We start from the raw sequence: 23869 nt of genomic DNA on the forward strand, positions 1-23869 counted from the left end.
GCTCCCTGCTCCGAACTCCGCGGTCTCGCTCCAGGGTGCTTCCGCGCGGGCGGCGGCGCAGCACGGACCTGGACCACCCGGCCCAGTCAGGGGCCGGGTCCCGATGGGCGGCGGCGTCGGGAGTGGACGAGCGGCTCCGGTTCGGAAGCGGGGCGCAACGCGGGCCCGCGGCCCGGGTGGAGCGGGCTCCACCCGGGCCGCGGACGTGCCGTCCGACCCCGGCGCTCATCGTGGGTCGCCCTCCTCGGGCGCCGACCGCCGGGCCCCGGTGCCACGGCGGGTCCGCCCGCTCTGCGGCACGCCGCTCCCCTGCCCCCGCGGCCGGGCACCGACCGCCGGGAGGCCGTGGCACCGACGGGGCCCCGGTAGCGTGGGGGGATGGAGCGACCGCGCGGCCAAGGCACCGGCCCCGACGCAGGCGACCCGGCGTTCCCGGCCCGCCACGCGCCTCGCTGCACCCGTCTGGGCGAGCTGGACGGGCTCATCGCGCAGTGCCGGGCGTGCCCCCGGCTCGTCGCCTGGCGCGAGGAGGTGGCACGGGTCAAGCGCGCCTCGTTCCGGAACTGGGAGTACTGGGGGCGCCCGGTCCCCGGTTTCGGCCCCGCGGACGCGTCCCTCGCCGTGGTCGGCCTGGCCCCGGCCGCTCACGGTGCGAACCGCACCGGACGGATGTTCACCGGCGACGCGAGCGGCGACTTCCTCTTCGCCGCGCTGCACGAGATCGGCCTCGCGTCGCGGCCCACCTCACTGCACACCGGCGACGGGCCGGCCCTGCGGGGCGTGCGCCTGACCGCACCGGTGCACTGCGCCCCGCCGGAGAACCGGCCGACGGCGGACGAGCGCGACGCGTGCCGCCCCTGGCTGTCGGCCGAGCTGGGACTGCTGGCGCCCCGGCTCCGCGCGGTGGTCGCGCTCGGCGGCTTCGGCTGGCAGGCGCTGCTCGCGGCGATCGGCGAGACCGGACGGCCGCTGCCGCGGCCGCGTCCCGCCTTCGGCCACGGAGTGCACGTCGTCCTGCCCGCGGGCGACGGTCTCCCGCATCCACTGCACCTGCTGGGCAGCTACCACCCGAGTCAGCGCAACACCTTCACGGGCCGGCTCACCCTCCCGATGCTCGTGGGGGTGCTGCGCCGGGCCGCCGAACTCGCGGAGGTGCCGGCCGTGCGCTGAGGCCGATGATCGATCACGTCCCGCGTCCGGGGCGTGACCGTAGGCGATATCGCCCGGTCACGGGCGTGCGGCGGTCGGGGGCGGAGCGGTCTGCGCACCCGGGCGAAGGGCTGACGTGGGCAGCGCAGCTCCCGGATCCGCACAATGGGTGCGAGGAGGCCCCGGCTGCCTGCGGCCGAGCCACGGCGGCCCGGCCGGAGGCCTCACACGGAAAGGATCGTCCGGTGACAGCTGGTCGGCCGCGGGCCGGCACCGATCCCGGTCCGCTCCGCTCGGAACCCGGAGCGTTGCTGGAGCACGTGTCCGTCGCGGTCTTCGGCGTGGACGCCGACGAGCGGATCTGCTTCTGGGGACCCGGGGCGGAGGACCTCTTCGGGCACGACGCGGCCGGTGCCCTGTCCGAACCCGCCGACCTGCTGTTCCCCGAGCCCCCGCCCGGCGCGCCCGGCGCCGCCGCGGGCCTCACGGAGCGGGCCAGGACACTCGGGTACTGGCGCGGCCGGCTGCCCGCACGGCGGAGTGACGGCACGGTCTTCGGGTGCGGCTTCCGCGTCTTCCCCGTCACCGGGCCCACGGGCTCCTCGGTCGTCGTGGGGCTGGCGGCCCGGGGTGAGGAGCTCGACCGGGTGAAGACCAATCTGGCCTTCCTGGACGCCCTCTTCGAGACCTGCCCCATCGGACTGCTGATGCTCGACGAGGACCTGCGCTACGTCCACATCAACCAGGCGCTCGCCGACATGGACGGGCTGCCCGTCGAGGCCCACCTCGGGCGCTCCATGGAGGAGATCATGATCACCTCCGACGGCGGGGAGTACGCGCGGATGGTCCGCTCCGTGGCCGCGGACGGCCGTCCCGTGGTCGGCGCGCTCGTGGGCCTGCGGACACCGGGCCGCCCCGACCGGGACCAGGTCCGGTCGGTGAGCCTCTTCCCGCTCAGCCAGGCGGGCGACACCCGGCCGGGGCTGGGCGGGCTGATGGTGGACGTGACGGAGCGGGAGCAGGCCATCCTCGCGGCGACCGCGGCACGGCAGCGCCTGGCTCTGCTCGACCGGGCCACGGCACGCATCGGCACGTCACTGGACGTCGACGTGACCGCCCGGGAACTGGTCGACGCGGCCGTGCCGGACTTCGCCGACGCCTCGGTCGTGGAACTCGTGGACTGGATGGACGAGCCGGAGGTCTTCGACCCCGAACTGCCCCTGGTCACCCACCGGATCGCGGCCGGCACCGTACTGCCGCCCCCGGCGCCGGAGATGGTGGGCGGGCTGGAGACGGTCACGTATCCCCCGAGGTCCAGGATCCACCAGGTGCTGCGGACGGGCCGGCCGGTCTGCTTCCCCGTGGACGAGCAGTTCGCCTCGACCACCGTCCTCCACCAGGCGCGCGCACGGATCCTCCTCGAGAGCGGACTGGCCTGCATCGTCATCACCCCGCTCATCGCCAGGGGAACGGTCCAGGGGCTCACCGTGTTCGGCCGCTCCTCCGGCCGTCCCGCCTTCGACGAGCAGGATCTGAGCCTGGCGTCCGAGCTGTCCTCCCGTGCGGCGCTCTGCCTGGACAACGCCCGTCTCTACAGCCGCGTGCAGACCATCGCCCTCACGCTCCAGCGTGCGCTGCTCCCCACCAGTCTGGCGGCCAGTCCCCATGTGCGCGTGGCCCACCGCTACGTGCCGGGCAGCCATGCCACCGAGGTGGGGGGCGACTGGTACGACGTGATCGATCTGCCCGGGAGCCGCGTCGCGCTCGTCGTCGGCGACGTGATGGGGCACGGGGTGCGCGCCGCCGCGGACATGGGGCGGCTGCGCATCACCACCAAGACGCTGGCCCGGCACATCGAGGAACCGGGCGTGCTCCTCGCCGAGCTGGACGCCTGCGCCCAGGAGGCGGGCATCGAACTGGCCACCTGCCTGTATCTGCTGTACGACCCGCAGAGCGGCCGTGCCCGGGTCGGCAACGCGGGCCATCCGCCGCCGCTGGTGCTGCTGCCCGACGGGCGGGTCGAGGCGGTGGACGAGGTGCTGGGTGTACCGCTCGGGGTCGGCGGCCAGCCCTTCGCGACGACCGAGATCGACCTGCCCCCGGGTTCCACTCTGGCCCTCTACACCGATGGCCTGATCGAGGCGCGCGGCAGGGACATCGACGAGGGAGCCGCACGGCTCGGCGCCGAACTGGCCCGCGCCTCGGGCCCGCTGGAGGAGGCGGCGGACCGGATCCTGGCCCGGCTGCTGCCCGGGCCGCCGCACGACGACACGGTGCTGGTCCTCGCGCGCGTCGGACGGGCGGGCTGACCGGGGCCCTCACCACGGCGACTTACCCGCGGAAACACCTTTCCCGGCCCGTCTCGCTGATCCACCATGGGCATTTGTTACCGGCAGGTGAACCGGCGCGCCCCCGCGGGTCGGCCATGCCTCGGGGGACGAGGAGAAGCAAGGGTGCCAGAGCTCCACAACGCCGGTCCGCTGCCCGCACCGGGGCAGCCGGACGACTCCGCCCTGTCGGACGCGGAGCTCGGGGAGCGGATCCGTTCCGGTGCCCCGCGCGCCCATCCGGCGATCCAGGAGCTCAAACGCCGGCACCTGCCCGCGGTCCTCGCCTACGCCCGCCTCTGCGGCCGGAACCAGACCGCCGGCGACCAACTGGCCGTCCAGGCACTGCGGCTGGCGTCGGAGGAGGCGGGCCGGGGCATCGAGCCCCGCGGGCACTGGCGCCACCATCTGCTGGTACTCGTCCGGCGGGTGGGCGCGGACTGGGCCCGCAGCGGCCGCCGGGACAGGCTCTCGGCCGACTTCGCCGCCTGGGTCGACGGGACGGACGACGCCGGGACCGGAGCGGTCCCGGCCGCGGGGACGTCCACGGCCGACGCGTCCGGCGGGCCGGACGCCGGCGCCGCGGCCGAGGTCTCCTCCGCCGTGCTCACCGCCTTCTGCCGGCTGCCGGCGCCGACCCGGGGAGCGCTCTGGTACTCCGTGGTGGACCAGGAACCGGACTCCACGACCGCCGGATACCTGGGTGTCCGCGCCGACCTCGTCCCCGATCTGCGGCTCCGTGCGCCGGAGTCCATGCGCCGGGCTTTTCTCCAGGCGTACCTGGAGCGGGGCGACAAGCGGTGCCTGGGCTACCGCAGGATCATCGAGGCGGCGGCCCGGACCGTGGACCGGAGGCGGAGCGAGGATCTGACGCTGCATCTGACCGAGTGCCCGCGCTGCACCCGGGTGGTCGCCGAGCTGACGCGGATGACCGACAACCCCCGGATGGTCTTCGCCGAGCATCTGCTGGGCTGGGGCGGAGCCGAGTACACCGCGCGTCTGCCGGTGCCCGGGACACCCGGGGCGGTGCCCGCTGCCGGGACGCCCGGGCCCGGGCCCGGGCCCGTGCCCGTGCCCGACCGGGGCATCGCATCGGTGCCGGCTCCGGTGAGCGGGCCGGCGTTGGGGGCCGGCGAGGCGACGGCGGTGCCCCCCGGGCGTCCCCCGCAGCCGCCTGCCGGCCCGGCGCCGGCCTGGAGCACGCGCCTGACCTCGCGGTCCGTCATGCTGATCGCCGCCGCCGTCGTGGTCGTGGGCTCCGCCGCCACGGGGACCGCCCTGGTGGCCTCGTCCGGGGACGCCGGCGGGGCGCGCGGGCCGGCGGCGTCGGCACCCACGGCGGAGGTCGCGTTCCCCACCCCTGAGGCTCCGCCGCCGGTCCCGACCCTGTCGACGAGTCCCAGCGTCCCGCCCACGGCACGGCCCACGCCCACGCGCACGCGCACGCCGCCCCCGGCCGCGACCGAGACCCCGGCTCCCACGCCGACGAGGAGCACGGTGCCGATTCCGGCGCCGATCGTTCCCGGAGCGGGCTACCACCCGGTGGTCAACGCGGGCACGGGCCTGTGCCTCGACGTCGAGGACGGGGTGATGGCCGACCGGACCGACGTCATCACGACCGAGTGCAACGGCGCCACCACCCAGCAGTGGCGGCTCGAACCGAACGGGCTGCTGCGCAACAGCGCGGATCCCGACTACTGCCTCGACTCGCGCGGGGACACCGACCGCGGTGCCGGGATCTGGTCGTGCTCCTCCGTGCACGGCCGCAACGGCCTCAATCTGCTGTTCGTCGTCGACGGCGCGGGAGTGGTCCGCCCGCGCATCGACCCGGACTTCGCCCTCGAACCCCACGGCGGCTCCCTGGGGTTCGACCGGCTGGACGGCGACGCCGACCAGCGGTGGAACGCCGGCACGTCGCGGTAGGGCGGGCCGGGGAGAAGCCCCCTCGGGCCGGGCGGGCCTTCGGGGGTGCACGTGGCTCCGCGGCTGCAGCCGGGGTCGCCGTGGGCGGCAGTGGCGCCGTCGTCCGGCTTCGCCGAGGTCGCGGGCCCGCTGGAGCCGGAGCCCTGCTTCTGACGGCGGCCGAGGTGGCGGTTCCTCAGGGTGCCCGCCCCGCCCGACGGGTGACGGCCATTCGGCCGCGTGCGGGTTGCGGGCCCGGCGGGGCCGACGTCGTATCGGGACGAACGCTCCTGACGCAGACGACGCCCGGTGCCGCGGCGGCAAAGGATGGCCATGCACATACCCCGATCCCCCGTCGGCCGCGCACGCGTCGCCGCGGTCGCCGTCGCCGCCACGATCTGCGCCTGCGTGCTGAGTGCCCCCGCCCCCGCCCCGGTTCGCGCCCCCGCCCCCGCCCGTCCCCCCGTCCCCGGGCCGGCCGACGGTCCGGCCCCGGTGGACGCGGCTCCGCCCCTGGACTGGAGCCCCTGCACCGAGGCCCCCGGCTTCGACTGCGCCACCGCGCAGGCACCGCTGGACTACGGCCGGCCCGCGGGCCGCGCGGTGGATCTCGCCGTCATCAGGCACCGGGCGACGGGCCCCGGGCCACGTCTCGGCACCCTCTTCTTCAACCCCGGCGGACCCGGCGGAGCGGGCACCCAGGCCCTGCCCCAGTGGTACGAACTGTTCCCCGAGGAACTGCGGCAGCGCTTCGACATCGCCAGCTGGGACCCGCGCGGGGTCGGCGGGAGCACCGCGGTCCGCTGCTTCCCCACCACCGAAGAGGCGTACGAGTGGCTGGAGCGCATACCCTTCGGGTTCCCCGTCGGCCAGAGCGAGACGGAGGCCTGGGTCGACGCCTACTCCGATCTCGGCCGGCTCTGCGAAAAGCGCGATCCGGAGTTGCTGCGGCACGTCTCCACCACCGACACGGCACGCGACCTGGACCGGCTGCGGCAGGCCGTGGGCGACGAGAAGCTCAGCTTCCTCGGGGTGTCGTACGGCACCTTCCTCGGTGCCACGTACGCCAATCTCTTCCCCGACAAGGTCCGGGCGATGGTCCTGGACAGCAATATCGACCCGCGGGCCTGGGTGGACGGGGGCGCCGGTGCGGACACGCGGCTGACGACGTTCCTTCGGGAGGACGTCGATCTGGGGTCGGCCGCGACCCTGCGTCAGTTCCTCGACCACTGCGGGCGCACCGGTGCCGGCCGTTGCGCCTTCTCCGCCGGGAGCCCCGAGGCGACCCGTGCGAAGTTCGAACGGCTCATGCTGCGCCTCCAGGAGCGCGCGCAGGGGTCGTGGACGTACGCCAGGACCGTCACCACGGTGCTCAGCAGCCTCTATGCCGTCGACCCCGGCTGGTACGACCTGGCCTGGACGCTGGAGGACCTCTGGGTGGGGCGGGCCCCGCAGGAACCCGTCGTACCGGAGGGCCCCTTGCCGTACCCGGCGTTCGAGCAGATCGAGGCGATCCGGTGTTCCGAGAGTCCCAATCCGCGCGACCCGCGGCGCTTTCCCGAGCTGGCGGAGTTCGCCTACGGCCGGGCCGGTGACCTCGGTCGGGCCGTCGCCTGGGCGAGCGAGCCGTGTGCCACCTGGCCGGCGACGGCCGCCTCCCCCTACACGGGCCCGTGGAACCGTCCCACGGCGAACCCCGTGCTCGTGGTGAACACCCTGTACGACCCGGCGACCCCGTACCAGGGCGCGCTCGCGATGACCCGGCAGCTCGCGAACGCACGCCTGCTGACCGTCGAGGGGTACGGGCACTCGTCCGTCGTCAACCCGAGTCTGTGCGTGGACGACCACGAGCGCCGCTACCTCGTCGACGGCGTCCTCCCCCCGCCGGGGGCCGTCTGCCGGCAGGACGTGCGTCCGTTCAGCGAGTCACGGCCCCGGGGCGGGGTCGGCACCGGCGGCGGCGGAACCGCCGGCGGCGCGAAGGAGGTCGCGCCCGGCGGGAACTGAGTCGACGGGCCGTGGACCGGGCGGTTTCCATCGGTGTGCTCCGGCCCTGCGGCCGGAGCACACCGCCCGTCTCCCCGACTCGCGCGGCGGTCGGCGTTCCGGCCAGGAGAGGAAGGCATGACGCCTATCGGCGGGGGAAGCCGCGACCCCAGGACTCGAAGTCGACGACGCGACCGCGGTCGTCGCGCAGCGTGGCCGTGTCCCGGCTGTCCCAGACGTGGTTGCGGCGGCCCTGGTAGACGTCGTGGCGGGTGTCGAAGCCGCGACCCGTGTGGACACGGACGCTGGAACGCGCGGGCAGGCGCAGGTCGTCGAAGCGGTAGCGGTTGCCGTCGCTGTCCGACAGGGTCCATCCGTCGAGGTCGACGGCGCGGCGGCCGTTGTTCGTCACCTCGACCCACTCCGCGTTCAGGCTGCGGTTGGAGCGGAAGTCACGACGCTGGCCGTTGTGCTGGACCTGGCCGATGACGACCGAGGAACGCCGGTCCCGACCGAACCGGTCCCCGTCGAATCTGTCGCGGTCGAAGCGGTTCCGGTCGTCGTGGTGGCGGCTGTGGCCGGCGTGACGGTCGCGCCCGTCGCGGCGGTCGTGCCCGTTGTCCGCGGAGGCCGGCACGGCCATCGCGCCGACGATCGCGCCGGACGCCAGAGCCGCCGCCACGAGACGACGGACGTTGCGGGAAGCAGACATGTGGATGCCCTTCACTTCAGTGCCCACCCGGCCCGCGGGGCCGGCGGGCGGACCATGCTCTCGGCCTGTGCCGAGGTCGCTCACACTCGCCGGACAGCACCCCCCATAAGCCCATAAACCACCCCGTGTTACGAAATGCGGATACTTCCGTAACTCTCCGCTGTATGCCGCATGAACAAAGGAAACATCACCCGACAAATCACCTGCACCGTACAGCGACCCGTACAAGAATCAACGACAAGCGGTTGCCATCCACGCCCGCCACCCCGCACGCCACCCCACGCGCCCGGCGGCGCGGACGCGGCGGCGTGTAACAGCCGGGCCCGCGGTGCCGGCCCTCCTGGCCCCGGTCCCGCCTCGCTGGTCGAGTACGACGGGCGGTGGCACCCTGAGAGGGGATCGGGCCCGAGGAGATACGGGAGGGCCGATGGGACGAGACGTCCCGGCGCTGGTGTTCACCCGTGACGACCGCCGTCGGTACCGGAACAAGATGCAGGACTGTCTCGACACCTTCGCGCTGATGCTGCGCGAGTCACGGTTCGAGTCCGAGCGGCCGCAGGTAGGTCTGGAGATCGAGCTGAACCTCGTGGACGGCGCGGCCGAACCGGCGATGCGGAGCACCGACGTGCTCGAGGCGATCGCCGATCCCGCCTGGTCCAGCGAGCTGGGCCGGTTCAACCTGGAGATCAACATTCCACCGCGCCGGCTGACCGCCGGCGGCCCCGACTCCTGGGAGCAGGAGATCAGGGACGCGCTCAACCACGCCGAGGACCGGGCCGCGCAGGTCGGTGCGCACCTGGCGATGGTGGGGATCCTGCCGACGCTGCAGCAGAAGGACGTGGGCGAGGCGGCGCTGTCGGAGAACCCGCGCTACCGGCTGCTGAACGAGCAGGTGTTCGCCGCCCGCGGCGAGGACCTGCGGATCGCGGTGGACGGTGTGGACCGGTTGCGGACCTATGCGGACACGATCACGCCCGAGGCCGCCTGCACGAGCACCCAGTTCCATCTGCAGGTCTCGCCCGACGAGTTCGCGGGGTACTGGAACGCGGCGCAGGCCGTCGCGGGCGTGCAGATCGCCCTGGCCGCGAACTCCCCCTTCCTGTTCGGCAAGGAGCTGTGGCGGGAGACCCGTATCCCCCTCTTCGAGCAGGCGACCGACACCCGCCCCGAGGAGATCAAGGTGCAGGGCGTGCGGCCGCGGGTGTGGTTCGGCGAGCGCTGGATCACGAGCGTCTTCGACCTCTTCGAGGAGAACCTGCGCTACTTCCCCGCGCTGCTGCCCCTGTGCGACGACCAGGACCCGGGGGAGACCCTGGAGGGCGGCGACATCCCGGAGCTCGCCGAACTCACGCTGCACAACGGGACGATCTACCGCTGGAACCGCCCGGTGTACGCGGTGGCCAACGACCGGCCCCATCTCCGGGTCGAGAACCGGGTGCTGCCCGCCGGGCCGACGGTCGCCGACGTCCTGGCCAACGGCGCCTTCTACTACGGACTCACCCGAGCACTGGTCGAGGAGGAGCGCCCGGTGTGGTCGCGCATGTCGTTCTCGGCCGCCGAGGACAATCTGCACACGGCCGCCCGGCACGGGATCGACGCCCGGCTCTACTGGCCGGGCATGGGCGAGGTGCCGACCGCCGAGCTGGTGCTGCGGAGACTGCTGCCACTGGCCCACCGGGGCCTGGAGCTGTCCGGCATGGACGCGCAGTGGCGTGAGCCGCTGCTGGGGATCATCGAGCAGCGCTGTGTCACCGGCCGCAACGGCGCGGTCTGGCAGACGGAGATGTTCCACAACATCGACAGCACCGCCCATGTGACCCGCCACGAGGCACTGCGGCGGATGACCCGGCAGTACATCGACTACATGCACCTCAACGCGCCGGCGCACACCTGGCCCGTCGACTGAGCGCCGTCGCGCGTGCGGTCCGTCGCGGACGGCGGCGCCGGAGGGAACGGCGTGGGAACAGACGATCGGTTACCGTCGTGAGGACGGCCACGGCCCGCAGCGCCGTGACCCCCACGAGTCCCCGCTACGGATCCGAGTGCCGCCCATGCACGCTTCCCGCGCCGTTCCCACCGCTCTCGCCGGAGCCCTCGTCGCCGTGCTGGCGGCCGGCTGCTCCCCCGCGGCGGGCAGTGCCCGGACGTCCGACAGGCCCGCGGCCGCCCCGGGGACCTCGTCCGCCGCCGAGGGCCCGCAGTCACCCCCGTCCGCACCGGCCCCGCCGCCGACGGCCTTCACCCCCGCGGCCGCCCCGTCCGCGACCGCGGCCCCGGAGCCGCCGGGCAGCGCGCGCACCCGGCCGGCCGCGCTGAGCATCCCGTCGATCGGCGTGGCGGACCTGCGCGTCGTCCCGTACGAGGGGAGCACCGACGACTGGCCGGGGACGCGCATCCAGGACCGCGGAGTGGCCGCCAGCCCGTACGGCGAGCGGGGCGGCGCCGGGCCGGGAGAGATCGGCAACTACCTCGTCACGGCGCACCGGCTGTCCGCCGGCGGGCCCTTGCGGGACCTGCCGTCCCTGGGCGTGGGCGACCCGGTCCTGGTGACCTCGGGAGGCAAGATCTACGAGTACCGGATCACGGAGCACCGGACCACGTCCTTCCGGTCGGCCCGGTCACTGGCCGAGCAACGGGCCGCGGTGCCCGGCTTCCCCGGCAGGGCCGCCACCCGGCCGATGATCACGATCTCCACCTGCGCCACACCCGAGGACAACGCCGCGGGGAACTACTGGCGCGACGACCGGAACAACCCGGAGCACCGGATCGACCGGGTGGGCGTCCTCACCGACGTACGCGACGCCAGGGGCTGACCGGCCGGAGCGGGCTGCGGTCGCCGCCAAGCGACACGGTCGCGGGGCGTGTTGCGCCGATCTAGAGTTGGACACATCAGACAAAACGGCTGGTATCCCCTGCCCGGTCCCCCCTGGAGGGCCGATGAACCGAATCTCGGTGACCGTGGACGGCGTTGCCTACCAGGACGACGTGGAGCCGCGGCTGCTGCTGGTCCACTATCTGCGGGACCGCCTGGGACTGACCGGCACCCCCGTCGGCTGCGACACCGGCAGCTGCGGCGCCTGCACCGTCGAGCTCGACGGGCACAGCGTCAAGAGCTGCTCGGTGCTCGCGGTGCAGGCCGACGGAGGCGAGGTCACCACCGTGCAGGGGCTCGGCTCCCCCACCGGGGGCCTCGACTCCCTCCAGAGGGCCTTCCACGAGAAGCACGCGCTCCAGTGCGGCTACTGCACACCCGGGATGATCATGGCGGCCAGGGAGCTGCTGAGGCACGACCCGGATCCCACTCCCGACGAGGTCCGCCACGCCCTCGAGGGCAACCTCTGCCGGTGCACGGGCTACCAGAACATCGTCCACGCGGTGCTCGCGGCCGCCCGCCACGAGCAGGAGGCCAGGACATGACCGCGCAGCCCGCGGACCGGACGCACGAGCGGGAGGTGGGCCGCGCCCGGGCCCGCAAGGAGGACGCGCACCTGGTCACCGGTCAGACCACCTGGACCGACAACATCAGCGTGCCCGGCATGCTCCACATGGCCGTGCTGCGCAGTCCCATGGCGCACGCCCGGATCGACCGGGTCGACGTCTCCCCCGCCCTGGAGCGGCCCGGTGTCGTCGCCGCGTTCAGCGGACGCGACCTCGCCGAAGGACTGGCCTCGATGCCGTGCGTGTGGCCGGTGACCGAGGACATCGTGATGCCCGACCACCCGCCGGTCGCCGTCGACGAGGTGCGCTACGCCGGTGACCCGGTCGCCGTGGTGGTCGCCCGGGACCGCTACGCGGCCGCCGACGCCCTGGAGGCGGTCGACGTCGACTACACCCCACTGGAACCGGTGCTCGACCTGGAGGCCGCGCTCGCGGAGGGCGCACCGCTCGTGCACGCGGACAAGGGCACCAACCGGTGCTACGTCTGGCCGCTGACGACCGGTGAGGACTGGGACGCCGTGCGGGCCCGGGCCGACGTGGTGGTCTCCCGGCGGTTCCTCCAGCAGCGGCTCATCCCCAACGCCATGGAACCGCGCGCCGTGGTCGTGCTGCCGATCGCCGCGTCCGGCGAGTACACCATGTACTCCGCCACCCAGATCCCCCACATCGTGCGGGTGCTGATGGCCATGGTCACCGGCATCCCCGAGCAGAAACTGCGGGTGATCGCCCCGGACGTGGGCGGCGGCTTCGGCTCCAAGCTCCAGGTGTACGCGGAGGAGGCCGTCGCCCTCGCCGTGGCGCGCACGCTCGGCCGCCCGGTGAAGTGGACCGAGTCGCGCTCCGAGGGCTATCTCGCCACCCACCACGGCCGGGGCCAGATCCAGGACGTCCGGATCGCGGCGACCCGCGAGGGGAAGCTGCTCGGGCTGAAGGTCGACCTGCTCGCCGACATGGGCGCGTACCTGATGCTGATCACGCCCGGGACCCCGCTGCTCGGCGCGTTCATGTACCCGGCCATCTACAAGATGGACTCCTACGCCTTCACCTGCACCGGCGTCTTCACCACGCGGACGCCCACCGACGCCTACCGGGGCGCCGGCCGCCCGGAGGCGACGTTCGCGATCGAGCGCATGATGGACGAGCTCGCGGCCGAGCTGGGGATGGACCCGCTGGAGCTGCGCCGGCGCAACTGGATCGGCCGCGACGAGTTCCCGTACACCTCGATCGCCGGGCTCACCTACGACAGCGGTGACTACGAGGCTGCGACGGACAAGGCACTGGCGCTGTTCGGCTACGAGGGGATGCGGGCCGAGCAGCAGGAGCGGGTGCGGCGCGGCGACCCGGTGCGCCTCGGCATCGGCATCTCGACGTACACCGAGATGTGCGGGGTCGCGCCGAGCCGGGTGCTGAGGGACCTGCGGTACGCGGCCGGCGGCTGGGAGACGGCGAACGTCCGCATGCTGCCGACGGGCAAGGTCGAGGTCGTCACCGGCACGAGTCCGCACGGCCAGGGCCATGTGACGTGCTGGAGCCAGATCGCTTCCGACGTGCTGGGGGTGCCCTTCGAGGACGTCGAGGTCGTGCACGGCGACACCCGGGCGGCGCCCCAGGGCATGGACACCTACGGTTCGCGCTCCCTCGTGGTCGGTGGCACGGCGGTGCACGAGGCGGCGCGGAAGGTCGTGGAGAAGGCACGGAAGATCGCGGCACATCTGCTGGAGGCCAGCGAGGACGACCTCGACTTCGCGGAGGGCGTGTTCTCGGTGAAGGGCTCCCCGGACGCGCGGCGGACCATCCAGGAGATCGCGTTCGAGGCGTTCTCCTCGCACGACCTGCCCGAGGGCATGGAGCCGACGATACACGCCGACCACGTCGTGGACCCGGACAACTTCTCGTACCCGCACGGCACGCATCTGTGCGCCGTGGACGTCGACACGGAGACGGGCCACACCCGTATCCGCTCCTATGTGTGCGTCGACGACGTCGGCCGGGTCGTCAACCCGGTGATCGTCGAGGGCCAGGTGCACGGCGGCCTCGCCCAGGGCATCGGCCAGGCGCTCTACGAGGAGGCCGTGTACGACGCCGAGGGGAACCTGACGTCCGGGACGATGGCGGACTACCTGGTGCCCTCGGCGGCGGACCTGCCCGAGTTCACGACCGAGCGCACCGAGACACCCGCCACCACCAACCCGCTGGGCGTGAAGGGCGTCGGGGAGGCGGGGACGATCGCCTCCACACCGGCGGTCGTCAACGCCATCGTGGACGCGCTGCGCCCCCTCGGGGTGACGGACGTGCCGATGCCGTGCACCCCGGAGCGGGTGTGGCGGGCCATCCGGCAGGCCCGCGGCGAGGAAGGCGCCGCCTCCTCCGGAGGACGGCCGGAGGGCACGGTACCGACGACGGGCCAGGCGCCCGCCCCGGGCGAGGAGGGCTTGGCATGATCCCCGCGGCGTTCGACTACCGGCGGCCGGACTCGGTGGACGAGGCCGTGACCGCGCTGGCCGACGGCGGTGAGGACGCGAAGGTCCTCGCCGGCGGGCAGAGCCTGCTCCCGATGCTGCGGCTGCGGCTCGCCTTTCCCGAACTGCTGGTGGACGTGGGCAGGATCGACGAGCTGCGCGGTGTCCGTGAGGAGGCGGACACCCTCGTCATCGGCGCCATGACCACGCACCACGACGTGCTGGCCGACCCGCTGGTGCGGCGGCACGCGGGCCTGCTCGCCGCGGCGACGGAGACGGTCGCCGACCCCGCGGTGCGCAACCGGGGGACGCTGGGCGGCTCCCTCGCCCACGCGGACCCGGCCGCTGACCTGCCCGCGGTCGTCCTCGCGCTCGACGGCGAACTGGTCGCCGCCGGCCCCGGGGGCCGGCGCACCATCGCGGCACGGGACTTCTTCATCGACTACCTGCAGTCCGCGCTGAACCCCGACGAGCTGCTGGTGGAGGTACGGCTCCCGAAGTCCGGGGACTGGGGATTCCGGTACGAGAAGTTCCACCGGGCCGCACAGGCGTGGGCGGCGGTCGGCGTCGCTGTCCTGGTCCGCTCGCACGGCGGGCGGATCGCCGAGGCGCGGATCGGGCTCACCAACATGGGCCCCACCCCGCTGCGGGCGGCTGCCGCGGAGGCCGCGCTGGCGGGAGCGGACGGCCCCGAGCAGGTGGCGCGGGCCTCGGAGGCCGCGGCCGAGGGCACCAGCCCCCCGTCGGACCTGTGGGGTTCGTCCGAGTACCGCGAGCACATGGCCCGGGTGCTCACCCGCCGGGCGGTGCTCGCCGCGGCCGGTCCGTCGTGACGGGTGTGCCGCGGCGATGAGCGAGACGGCGACCGGGTCCGCGGGGGAGGCCGGGGACGGCGGGGCACGACGCGTCGCGGGTGCAACCGCAGTCCTTCCCCAGGGGCCGGACGAGGTGCGGCGGCGGCTGGAGGACGTCGGCTATCTCGTGGACGAGGGCCTCGCCACCGCCTGCTTCCTGGCGCTGCGGCTGCACCGCCCGGTGTTCTGCGAGGGCGACGCGGGCGTGGGAAAGACCTCGCTCGCCGGCGCGCTCGCCGCAATGCTGGAAGCGCCGCTGATCCGATTGCAGTGCTACGAGGGGATCGACGCCTCGCAGGCCCTGTACGACTGGGACTTCCCCCGGCAACTGCTGCACCTGCGCGCCGCGGAGGCGGCCGGGGTCACCGACGTGGACCGGCTGGAGGCGGAGCTGTACGACCGGCGTTTCCTCGTCGAACGGCCGCTGCTGCAGGCGCTGCGGACCCAGCCCTCGGTGCTGCTCGTCGACGAGGTGGACCGGGCGGACGACGAGTTCGAGGCGTTCCTCCTGGAACTGCTGTCGGAGTACTCGGTCACCGTTCCCGAACTGGGCACGCTGCGCGCCGACACCCCTCCCGTGGTGGTGCTGACGTCGAACCGGACGCGCGAGGTGCACGACGCGCTCAAGCGGCGCTGTCTGTACCACTGGTTCGACCACCCCTCCTTCGCCCGGGAGCTGGCGATCGTCCGCAGCCGGCTGCCGGCGGTGTCGGCAAGGCTGGCCGAGCAGGTCACCGCCCTCGTCCAGGCCCTGCGGTCGGAGGAGCTGGTGAAGCCGCCGGGAGTGGCCGAGACCATCGACTGGGCCGAGGCGCTGGACGCGCTGGGAGCCACGGAGCTGGACGCGGAGCTGGCCGTGGCGACGCTCGGCTCGGTGCTGAAGTACCGGGAGGACACGGAGCGGGCCCGGTCCATGGACCTGTCCGCGATCCTCGCCCTGCGGGCGGCGGGGGCGTGAGGCGGATGGCTCCGGTGGACTGCGGGACCGCGGTGCTGGTGGGATTCGCGCGTGCGCTGCGCGCCGCGGGGATGGACGCCGGGCCGGACCGGGTGCAGACGTTCCTGCGGGCACTCGACGTCCTGGGACCGCGACGGCGGACCGACGTGTACTGGGCGGGGAGGCTCACGCTGTGCGGCGGCCAGGACGACCTCGACCGCTACGACCGCGTGTTCGCCGCCTACTTCGGTCCGCGTGACCGTACGCCTGCGCCGCGGGCCCTGCCGCTGCCGCCCGGGGCCCCGCCGCCACGGCTCGCCGTGCGGGCGACGGACCGCGCCCCCGGCGGGGGCGGCGAGGAGGAGGACCGGCGGCCCGGCGCGGCGGCGGCCCTCGCCAGTCCGGTGGATGTGCTGCGCCACCGCGACGTCGCCGCGCTGACGGCCGCCGAACGCGAGCAGGTGCGGCGGCTGCTGGCCGCGTTCGCGCCAAGGGGCGAGCCGCGTCGCTCCGCGCGGCTGCGCCCGGCCCGGCGGGGCGTCGTCGACCCCCGGCGGACGGTGCGGGAGTGGCTTCGCCGCGGCGGGGAGCCGGCCCGGCTGCGCCGGCGGGCGCGTACCGAACGGCCCCGCCGGGTGGTGCTGCTGGTGGACGTGAGCGGGTCGATGGCCCCGTACGCGGACGCGTTGCTGCGGTTCGCGCACGCAGCGGCGCACGGCGGGCCCGCGGCGTCGAGGGCGGCCACGGAGGTGTTCACGATCGGCACCCGGCTGACGCGGGTGACCGCCGCGCTGGGGCACCGCGACCCGGACACCGCGCTGGCGGCGGTCGCCGCCGCAGTCCCCGACTGGCGCGGAGGCACCCGGCTCGGCGAGATGCTGCGAGCCTTCCTCGACCGGTGGGGCCAGCGCGGGATGGCCCGGGGCGCTGTCGTCGTGGTGCTGTCCGACGGCTGGGAACGCGGCGATCCGGCCCTCCTCGCCGCGCAGATGCGGCGGCTGCACCGGCTGGCCCACCGGGTCGTGTGGGCCAATCCGCGCAAGGCCCGGCCCGGTTACGCGCCGCTGGCGGCCGGGATGGCGGCAGCCCTGCCCAGTGTCGACGCGTTCGTCGAGGGACACAGTCTGGCGGCGCTGGAGCACCTCGCCGCGGTGGTGAGAGGAGCCGAGGATGCGTGAGATTCTGCCCGCCCTGAACCGCTGGTACGCCGAGGGCGAGCCGTTCGGACTGGCCACGGTGGTGTCGGTGAGCCGCAGCGCGCCGCGCGGGCCCGGCGCGGCGATGGCCGTCGGCCCGGACGACGAGGTCGTGGGCAGCGTGTCCGGCGGTTGTGTGGAGGGGGCGGTCTTCGAGATGGCGCAGGAGGTCCTGGCCGACGGTGCGGCACGGCTGCACACCTTCGGGTACAGCGACGAGGACGCGTTCGCGGTCGGGCTGACCTGCGGTGGTGAGATCACGCTGCTGGTACGGGCCGTCTCGCCGGGCACCGACGCGGTGTTCGGGGCGGTGGCCGACTCGGTCGCCGCGCACCGCCCGGTCACGGTCGCGACCGTGACGGACGGTCCCGCGCCGCGCGGCGCCACCCTGGCGGTGTGGGCGGACGAGGTCGCCGGGTCGCTCGGCGCCGAGGGGCTGGACGCCGCCGTCGTGGCCGACGCGCGCGGCGGGCTGGCGCAGGGCTCGACCGGTGTGCGGCACTACGGGCCGCGGGGGCAGCGCCGCGAGGACGACGTCTCGGTCTTCCTGCACTCGTTCGCTCCACCGCCGAGGATGCTGGTGTTCGGTGCCATCGACTACGCCGCCGCCGTCGCCAGGATCGGCGACTTCCTCGGTTACCGGGTGACGGTGTGCGACGCGCGTCCGGTGTTCGCCACGCCCAAGCGGTTCCCGGAAGGCGTCGAGGTCGTCGTGGACTGGCCGCACCGCTATCTGGACCGCACCGAGACCGATGCGCGCACGGTCGTCTGCGTACTGACGCACGATCCGAAGTTCGACGTGCCGCTGCTGGAGCAGGCCCTGCGCAGGCCGGCCGCGTACATCGGCGCCATGGGCAGCCGCCGCACCCACGACGACCGCGCCAAGCGGCTGCGCGAGGCCGGGCTGGGCGAGCAGCAACTGGCCCGGCTGCGCTCGCCGGTGGGCCTGGACCTGGGCGCCCGCACTCCCGAGGAGGTCGCCGTGTCCGTGGCGGCGGAGATCGTGGCGCTGCGGTGGGGCGGGAGCGGCGCGCCGCTGACGGAGACGGCCGGCGCGATCCACCCGGCCGGGCCGGTTCCCGGCGGCGCCGGGACGCGGGCGGGGTCCGCCGGGGTCGACGAGGAACGGAGCTGAACATGGAACTGCGGCACGAGTTCACCGTCCCCGTGCCTGTCGAGGAGGCATGGCGGACGCTCCTCGACATCGAGCGGGTGGCGCCCTGTCTGCCGGGCACGACCGTCCAGGAGTTCGACGGCGAGAAGGTGACCGGCACCGTGAAGGTGAAGGTGGGGCCGGTCACGCTGACGTACCGGGGCACCGCCGTCTTCGAGGAGAGGGACGAGGCGGCGCACCGGATGGTGCTGAAGGCCAACGGCAAGGAGGTGCGGGGGCAGGGCACCGCGCGGGCGACCGTCACGGCCGGGCTCACCGCGTCGGAAGCCGGGACGGCCGTGTCCGTGCGTACCGACTTCGCCGTGACCGGACGGCCGGCGCAGATCGGGCGGGGTGTGATGGCCGAGGTGGGCGACAGGCTCGTGGGCCGGTTCGCGGACTGCCTGTCAGAACGGCTCGCCGGGGCGCCCGGCGCGGAGACCGCGGACGCCGGGAAGGGCGCGGCGGCCGGAGCGGGGACGGCCACGACCGGGCCCGCCGTGCCGGGGGGCGGGGAGCCGCCCGCGCCCGCCGCGGGCGTGGCGGAGCCCGGGGTCCCGGCCGTGCCCGAGGCGCGTGCGGAGGCGGGGCCCACCGAAGCCGCCGAACCCATCGATCTCCTGCGGACCGCGGGTCTGCCGGTCACCAGGAGGATCGTCCCGTTGGCGCTCGCCGCGGGAGCGGCCGCCGCCGCGGTGGCCGTGGCCGTCCGGCGCCGGCGGCGCTGACCGTCAGTCCGTGCGCGTCCCGAGCAGGGCGAGGAGCAGCGGGATCCGGGGCGAGGCGGCGGGCAGCCGCCACCAGCCGCCGGGCGTGCGAACCATCTCCGGCCACCGTGGCCAGGGGAGTTCGTCGATTTCCCGCAGCCTGGTGATCCCGAAGCCGGCCCCGGTGAGCGCGTTGACGATCTCGTCGATCCCGTGCATCCACTCGAAGCTCTCGGTCGTCCCCCGCACGGCCGGCCCGTCGGTGTAGGTGTACGTCGAGTCGCGGCGGATCGCGCCCCGTCCACCCAGGTAGTCGTGGCGCAGCAGGAGTTCGGAGCCCTCGCCCGGAGCGGGCTTGGGGCCGAGGGAGCCCAGCAGCGGGTGGAACTCGACGAGGTACAGCCGGCCTCCGGGGCGCAGCAGCGCGGCGACCGTGGCGGCCCAGCGGTCGAGGTCCGGCAGGTAGCACAGCGCGCCCTTGCCGGTGTAGACGACGTCGAACCGCCGTTCTGTGCCGAGCGCTTCTGCCGCGTCGTAGACATTGGCCTGGACGTAGTCGACCGGAAGACCGGCGTCGGCGGCGAGGCGGCGGGCGGCGGCGATCGACGCCCCGGAGAGGTCGAGCCCGGTGGTGCGTGCGCCGCGCCGGGCGAAGGCGAGCGTCTCGGTGCCGAGATGGCACTGCAGATGCAGCACGTCACGGCCGGCCAGATCACCGAGATCCGCCCATTCGAAATCGCCGAACCAGCGGTCGGGATCGGCGTCCCGCCCTTTCCCCGTCAGCCCGTAGAACGCGCTGGCCAGGTGCACGGGAGTGCGGGCGTCCCAGTTGGCCTCGTTGATCCGCATCATCCACCGCAGGGCGGGGTCCAGGGGCGCGTGGTGCTCGGCTGCTTCGGTCATGGGGACCATCCAACACGCCGTGGCCGCACGCGCGGGCGCGGACGGGCGGCCCTTTCCGGACAGTCACGGCTTGACGAATCCGTTTGCCATGGCGGCAAATGGATCCATGACGGAGAACGATTTCGACGAGGTGCTCACGGCCGTGGGACCTCGGTTGCGTGCCCTGCGGCAGGCACGCGGCAGCACACTGGCCCAGATCGCCGAGGCGACCGGGATCTCGCTGAGCACGCTGTCGCGGCTGGAGTCCGGCGGGCGGAAGCCCACGCTCGAGCTGCTGCTGCCGCTGGCCCAGGCGTACGGCGTGCCGCTGGACGAGCTGGTCGGCGCTGCCGCGGTCGGTGACGCGCGCATCCGGCAGCGTCCGTTCACCCGGAACGGGCAGACGTACGTACCGCTGACGCGGTACCTCGGGGGTATGCACGCCTACAAGCACATCGTTCCGCCGCGGACGAGGGACAAGGGCGTACGCCCGGAGCAGAAGGTGCACGAGGGCTACGAATGGCTCTATGTGCTCACCGGCCGGCTGTGGGTGGCACTGGGCGAGCACGACCTCGTTCTCGGCGCGGGCGAGGCCGCGGAGTTCGACACCCGCACCCCGCACGGCTTCGCCAACGCCGGGGACCGGCCAGTGGAGTTCCTGTCCCTGTTCGGGCCGCAGGGGGAGCGGATGCACGTACGGGCACGCCCCGCCGAGGGCTGACCCGCCCGGTCAGGGCCGTCAGGGCCGTCAGGGAAGGATCGAGTCCACGTATCCGCCGTCGGCCCTGACCGCTCCCCCGGTCGTCGCCGACGCGTACTCCGAACTCAGGTAGACCACCAGGTTGGCGATCTCGGGCGGTTCGATCAGCCGGCGCAGCAGCGACTGGGGCCGGTGCAGACGCATGAACTCGCGCTGCGCCTCGTCCCACGGGCGGCCGCGGCCGACGAGGTCGTACACGAAGTCCTCGACGCCCGGGGTGTGGGTGGGGCCGGCGATGACGGAGTTCACCGTCACACCGGTGCCGGCGGCGTCCTTGGCGAAGCCGCGGGAGACCGCGAGCAGGGCGGTCTTCGACATCCCGTAGTGGATCATCTCGGCGGGGGTGGCGACGGCGGAGTCGCTGGCGATGTTCTGGATCCGGCCCCATCTGCGGTCCTTCATGCCCGGCAGATAGGTGCGGATGAGACGCACGGCGCTGAGCACATTGGCTTCGAAGTAGGTGCGCCACTGCTCGTCGGTGATCTCCAGGGGATCGGTGGGGCCGAAGATCCCGAGGCTGTTGACGAGGACGTCCGCCTCCGGCACCTCGGCCCGCAGCCGTGCGGCACCCTCCTCGGTGGTCAGGTCGCACGCCACGGACGTCACCCGCGCGTGCGGGACCTGGTCCAGCAGTTGCTCCCGCGCCTCGCGCAGGCGCTCCTCGCCGCGGCCAGTGAGGACGGTCGTGGCGCCCGCCCCGGCCAGGCCGACGGCGATGGCGAGGCCGATTCCCTGCGAGGAGCCCGTGACGATGGCGGTCCTGCCGCTCAGATCCACATGCACCCGCCCCACGCTGCCACGGAACACCGCGCGAACCGGCGGCGCCACGCAGGAACCGCACACCGCACGGGGCACGTCCGCGCGATGCCCCGGAGGGACGGATCGCCTGATCACGCCGGGCCCGGTGGCCCCGCACGACATCGCCCAGCCGCCGCCGCGGCCCGATGTCACGGGCCCTGCCCGGGCCTCGCCCCGGGTCGCCGAGGAACAGCCCGTGGTCGGCGAGGGAGACCCGGCCGCTGGGGCTTCGAGGTCCACGGACCCGACCACCGGCGCACGGGCGCTGTCCGCGGCGTACGGACCAGGAGGACATCACCGTGCCCCGGACGAATCCCGGGCGGCCGGCGCCCCCTGCGCGCCTCCCCGCGCGAGGTGCGCCAGGACGGTGCCGCCGCGCGGGGAGACCGCGGCGCGTAAGGTCAAGAGCCATGAGCGATACAGGAGTTGCCGAGCGCGGAGTCCACCTCGTCACCGGCGGGGGGACCGGCATCGGAGCCGCCACCGCGCGCAGACTGCGGGCGGACGGTCATCATGTCGTCGTCTCCGGGCGGCGCCCAGGCCCGCTGGAGGAGATCGCGCGGGAGACCGGGGCACTGGCGCACGCCGCCGACACGGCCGACCGCGAGGCGGTGGAGGGGCTGGTCGAGGCGGTGGTCACGGCCTACGGCCGCCTGGACGGGCTCGTGCTCAACGCGGGCATCGCCCGCAGCGGTGCCGTCGGCGATCTGCCGGACGAGGACTGGGAATCGGTCATGAGGACCAACGTGACCGGCCCGTTCCTGCTCCTCCGCGCGGCCCTCCCCCATCTGCTCCGGTCACGCGGCGCCGTCGTGGCCGTCGCCTCGGTCTCCGCGCTGCGCAACGGCCGGGCCAATGCCGCCTACGCGACGTCCAAGGCGGCGCTGCTGCAGCTGTGCCGTTCCGTCGCCGTCGACTACGGCCCGCGGGGTCTGCGGGCCAACACCGTCTGCCCGAGCTGGGTGAGGACGGACATGGCCGACCGGCGCATGGCGCGCTTCGCCGACGAGGCCGGACTGCCCGGCGCGGGTTCCGCCGACGGCACGGAGCAGGCGTACGAGGAAGCCACCCGGCTCGTCCCCGCACGCCGACCCGGCGTTCCGGCCGAGGTCGCCGAGGCGGTCGCCTGGCTCCTGTCACCCGCCGCTTCGTTCGTCAACGGCGCCACGCTGACCGTCGACGGAGGAGTGACGGCCGTCGACCCCGGCGCGGTCGCGTTCCACCACCGCATCGCGCCCCGCCCCGGTCCCGACGGCTGAGTGCCCGCCGGAGGCGGCGGTCGGAGCCGGGCTCCCGCGGTGCACGCCGGTGGGGCGGCCGTGGGCGAGGCCGGCGTCGGCAGGACCGGCGGCCGAAGGGCGGCCGGCGGGGGGCTTGCCGAAGGTCAGACCGGTCCCCGTCAGGTGGGCGCGGATGCCCTCGCGCTCCACCACGACGTCCTCGAGCCGGACGTCCCCGGCCGTCGTCCTCGGCAGTTCGAACGACAGCGACAGCCGGTCGGAGAGCTGCGGTGGCCGGAGTTCGAGCAGGGCGCCGATCAGCCGGGGATCGATGCCGACCTTCTCCAGCAGCCAGGGATGGTCGACGACGACGTCGACGAGGTTGACCGTCATCAGCCTCTGGAGGAAGCGCGGCGTTCCGGTGAGCCGGCTGAGTTCCTTCTCGCTGCGCAGCGCGCGTTCGATCTGGGACTCGGGAAGTCCCAACCGCTTCACCACGGCCGGCAGGGCCAGCAGGGCCCTGACGCGGGCGGCCTCACGGCTGATGCGCGCTGCCGCCTCGCGGTGGAGGCGCAGGCCGGAGCGCCCGGGGTCCTTGCCGGGCCGGTAGCTGAACAGCCCGGGGACGTCGAGCCGCATGTCTTCGACGGTGGTCGACACGGCTCGCTGTCCTTCCCTCTCGATGCGGGCCTCCGCCCGGACCGTGATCTCCCTGTCGGCCACGGGAAGCGACCCGGCCATGTGGACCCCGCCCGGACCGGCACTGGTGAACTTCACCCGGGAAGCGCCGAGTTCACGGTTCAGGTCGTCGAAGGAGAGCAGGACGTCGCCGTCCATGCGGTCGACGACGGCGCCCCGTAGGGAACTCGGCAGATCGCCGACGATCCGGATGTGGCGCGCGGTGGCGTGCACCTCGGCGAGCGAGACCTTGTCGGCGGCGACATCGGGCAGGGTGACGTCGGCACGGTCGATCCGTTGTCCGAGCACCTGGGTGAGGAAGGGGAAGCCGGCGATGTCGACGTCCGGGCGCGCGCCGAGGCCGAGCGAGTCGCGGATCTTCTCCTCGGCCTTGTCCTCGGCGTAGGCGAGGGCCAGTCGGTCGCCGACGCACAGCAGCGTGGCGCACACGACGGCGCCGACGGTGAGCTTCAGCGCCACCGGCAGTGCACCGAACCGGCTCCGGCCGCGATGGTCGGGCGGCGACCATTCGTCGGGCGTCTCGTCCGACGGGATGCCGCGTGCGGGCGGGTGACCGCAGGCACGGGCAGCGGAATCACCGTGCTCACTGAAGTCCGGCTCCGGGTCGGCCAGTTGGGCAAGTTCCTCGTACGGATTGCGGGAATGCGCGGTCATGCGTGTGGGGGGTCGCATCGACTCATCCCATCACGA

General features: G+C 74.1%; 18 protein-coding genes and 1 pseudogene. 15 read left to right on the forward strand and 4 right to left on the reverse strand.

Going from position 1 to position 23869, the window contains the following annotated elements; translation table 11 throughout:
- Window positions 1-378: 378 nt before the first annotated feature.
- The 4 genes from AB0J10_RS02790 (at window position 379) to AB0J10_RS02805 (ending at window position 7385) form a co-directional block, all read left to right on the forward strand.
- On the forward strand, window positions 379-1170 hold the full coding sequence (locus AB0J10_RS02790; protein WP_363057082.1) for a uracil-DNA glycosylase: 792 nt from the start codon (window positions 379-381) through the stop codon (window positions 1168-1170).
- A gap of 224 nt (window positions 1171-1394) precedes the next feature.
- Window positions 1395-3458: a SpoIIE family protein phosphatase gene (locus AB0J10_RS02795; protein ID WP_363057084.1), complete on the forward strand. Its 2064-nt coding sequence runs from the start codon at window positions 1395-1397 to the stop codon at window positions 3456-3458.
- 144 nt (window positions 3459-3602) lie between these two features.
- A complete protein-coding gene (locus AB0J10_RS02800) occupies window positions 3603-5399 on the forward strand; it encodes a ricin-type beta-trefoil lectin domain protein (RefSeq protein WP_363057086.1) in 1797 nt (598 codons plus the stop codon).
- A 312-nt stretch (window positions 5400-5711) separates the two neighbouring features.
- The gene (locus AB0J10_RS02805) at window positions 5712-7385 is read left to right on the forward strand and encodes an alpha/beta fold hydrolase (RefSeq protein ID WP_363057088.1); all 1674 of its coding nucleotides are present in this window, start codon (window positions 5712-5714) and stop codon (window positions 7383-7385) included.
- Window positions 7386-7509: 124 nt separating this feature from the next.
- Here AB0J10_RS02805 and AB0J10_RS02810 read toward each other — a convergent pair whose 3' ends face one another.
- Entirely contained in the window at window positions 7510-8076 is a 567-nt protein-coding gene (locus AB0J10_RS02810) for a lamin tail domain-containing protein (protein ID WP_363057090.1), read from the reverse strand.
- Between the two features lie 427 nt (window positions 8077-8503).
- Between AB0J10_RS02810 and AB0J10_RS02815 the strand changes: the two genes are divergently transcribed.
- From AB0J10_RS02815 to AB0J10_RS02855, 9 genes are all read left to right on the forward strand, one after another.
- Entirely contained in the window at window positions 8504-9982 is a 1479-nt protein-coding gene (locus AB0J10_RS02815; RefSeq protein WP_363057092.1) for a glutamate--cysteine ligase, read from the forward strand.
- A gap of 145 nt (window positions 9983-10127) precedes the next feature.
- On the forward strand, window positions 10128-10889 hold the full coding sequence (locus tag AB0J10_RS02820) for a class E sortase (RefSeq protein ID WP_363057094.1): 762 nt from the start codon (window positions 10128-10130) through the stop codon (window positions 10887-10889).
- Window positions 10890-11013: 124 nt separating this feature from the next.
- Entirely contained in the window at window positions 11014-11493 is a 480-nt protein-coding gene (locus AB0J10_RS02825; RefSeq protein WP_363057096.1) for a (2Fe-2S)-binding protein, read from the forward strand.
- Window positions 11490-13955, forward strand: a complete 2466-nt coding sequence (locus AB0J10_RS02830; RefSeq protein WP_363057098.1) for a xanthine dehydrogenase family protein molybdopterin-binding subunit — start codon at window positions 11490-11492, stop codon at window positions 13953-13955. Before AB0J10_RS02825 ends, AB0J10_RS02830 begins: the two co-directional genes overlap by 4 nt.
- Complete coding sequence (locus AB0J10_RS02835) at window positions 13952-14806, forward strand: xanthine dehydrogenase family protein subunit M (protein WP_363057100.1); 855 nt, start codon at window positions 13952-13954, stop codon at window positions 14804-14806. Before AB0J10_RS02830 ends, AB0J10_RS02835 begins: the two co-directional genes overlap by 4 nt.
- Window positions 14807-14822: 16 nt before the next feature.
- Window positions 14823-15785: a MoxR family ATPase gene (locus AB0J10_RS02840; protein ID WP_363057102.1), complete on the forward strand. Its 963-nt coding sequence runs from the start codon at window positions 14823-14825 to the stop codon at window positions 15783-15785.
- A gap of 5 nt (window positions 15786-15790) precedes the next feature.
- Window positions 15791-16942 carry a VWA domain-containing protein gene (locus tag AB0J10_RS02845; RefSeq protein ID WP_363057104.1) on the forward strand — a complete coding sequence of 384 codons (1152 nt, stop codon included), beginning with the start codon at window positions 15791-15793 and terminating at the stop codon, window positions 16940-16942.
- Complete coding sequence (locus AB0J10_RS02850) at window positions 16935-18095, forward strand: XdhC/CoxI family protein (protein WP_363057106.1); 1161 nt, start codon at window positions 16935-16937, stop codon at window positions 18093-18095. Before AB0J10_RS02845 ends, AB0J10_RS02850 begins: the two co-directional genes overlap by 8 nt.
- 2 nt (window positions 18096-18097) lie before the next feature.
- Complete coding sequence (locus AB0J10_RS02855; protein ID WP_363057108.1) at window positions 18098-18841, forward strand: SRPBCC family protein; 744 nt, start codon at window positions 18098-18100, stop codon at window positions 18839-18841.
- A gap of 3 nt (window positions 18842-18844) precedes the next feature.
- On the opposite strand, the gene AB0J10_RS02860 is transcribed toward AB0J10_RS02855, so the two are convergent.
- Window positions 18845-19723 carry a class I SAM-dependent methyltransferase gene (locus AB0J10_RS02860; RefSeq protein WP_363057110.1) on the reverse strand — a complete coding sequence of 293 codons (879 nt, stop codon included), beginning with the start codon at window positions 19721-19723 and terminating at the stop codon, window positions 18845-18847.
- A 106-nt stretch (window positions 19724-19829) separates the two neighbouring features.
- Between AB0J10_RS02860 and AB0J10_RS02865 the strand changes: the two genes are divergently transcribed.
- Entirely contained in the window at window positions 19830-20423 is a 594-nt protein-coding gene (locus AB0J10_RS02865; protein WP_363057112.1) for an XRE family transcriptional regulator, read from the forward strand.
- Between the two features lie 27 nt (window positions 20424-20450).
- Here the strand turns inward: AB0J10_RS02865 and AB0J10_RS02870 are convergent, their stop codons facing one another.
- Window positions 20451-21245, reverse strand: a complete 795-nt coding sequence (locus AB0J10_RS02870; protein ID WP_363057114.1) for an SDR family oxidoreductase — start codon at window positions 21243-21245, stop codon at window positions 20451-20453.
- 425 nt (window positions 21246-21670) lie between these two features.
- Between AB0J10_RS02870 and AB0J10_RS02875 the strand changes: the two genes are divergently transcribed.
- The gene (locus AB0J10_RS02875) at window positions 21671-22519 is read left to right on the forward strand and encodes an SDR family oxidoreductase (protein ID WP_363057116.1); all 849 of its coding nucleotides are present in this window, start codon (window positions 21671-21673) and stop codon (window positions 22517-22519) included.
- A gap of 606 nt (window positions 22520-23125) precedes the next feature.
- Here the strand turns inward: AB0J10_RS02875 and AB0J10_RS02880 are convergent.
- A pseudogene (locus tag AB0J10_RS02880) lies at window positions 23126-23851 on the reverse strand (DUF2993 domain-containing protein); the annotation flags it as partial.
- Between the last annotated feature and the right edge of the window lie 18 nt (window positions 23852-23869).

The sequence above is a fragment of the Streptomyces sp. NPDC049887 genome (genome assembly GCF_040656535.1).
GTDB lineage: Bacteria > Actinomycetota > Actinomycetes > Streptomycetales > Streptomycetaceae > Streptomyces.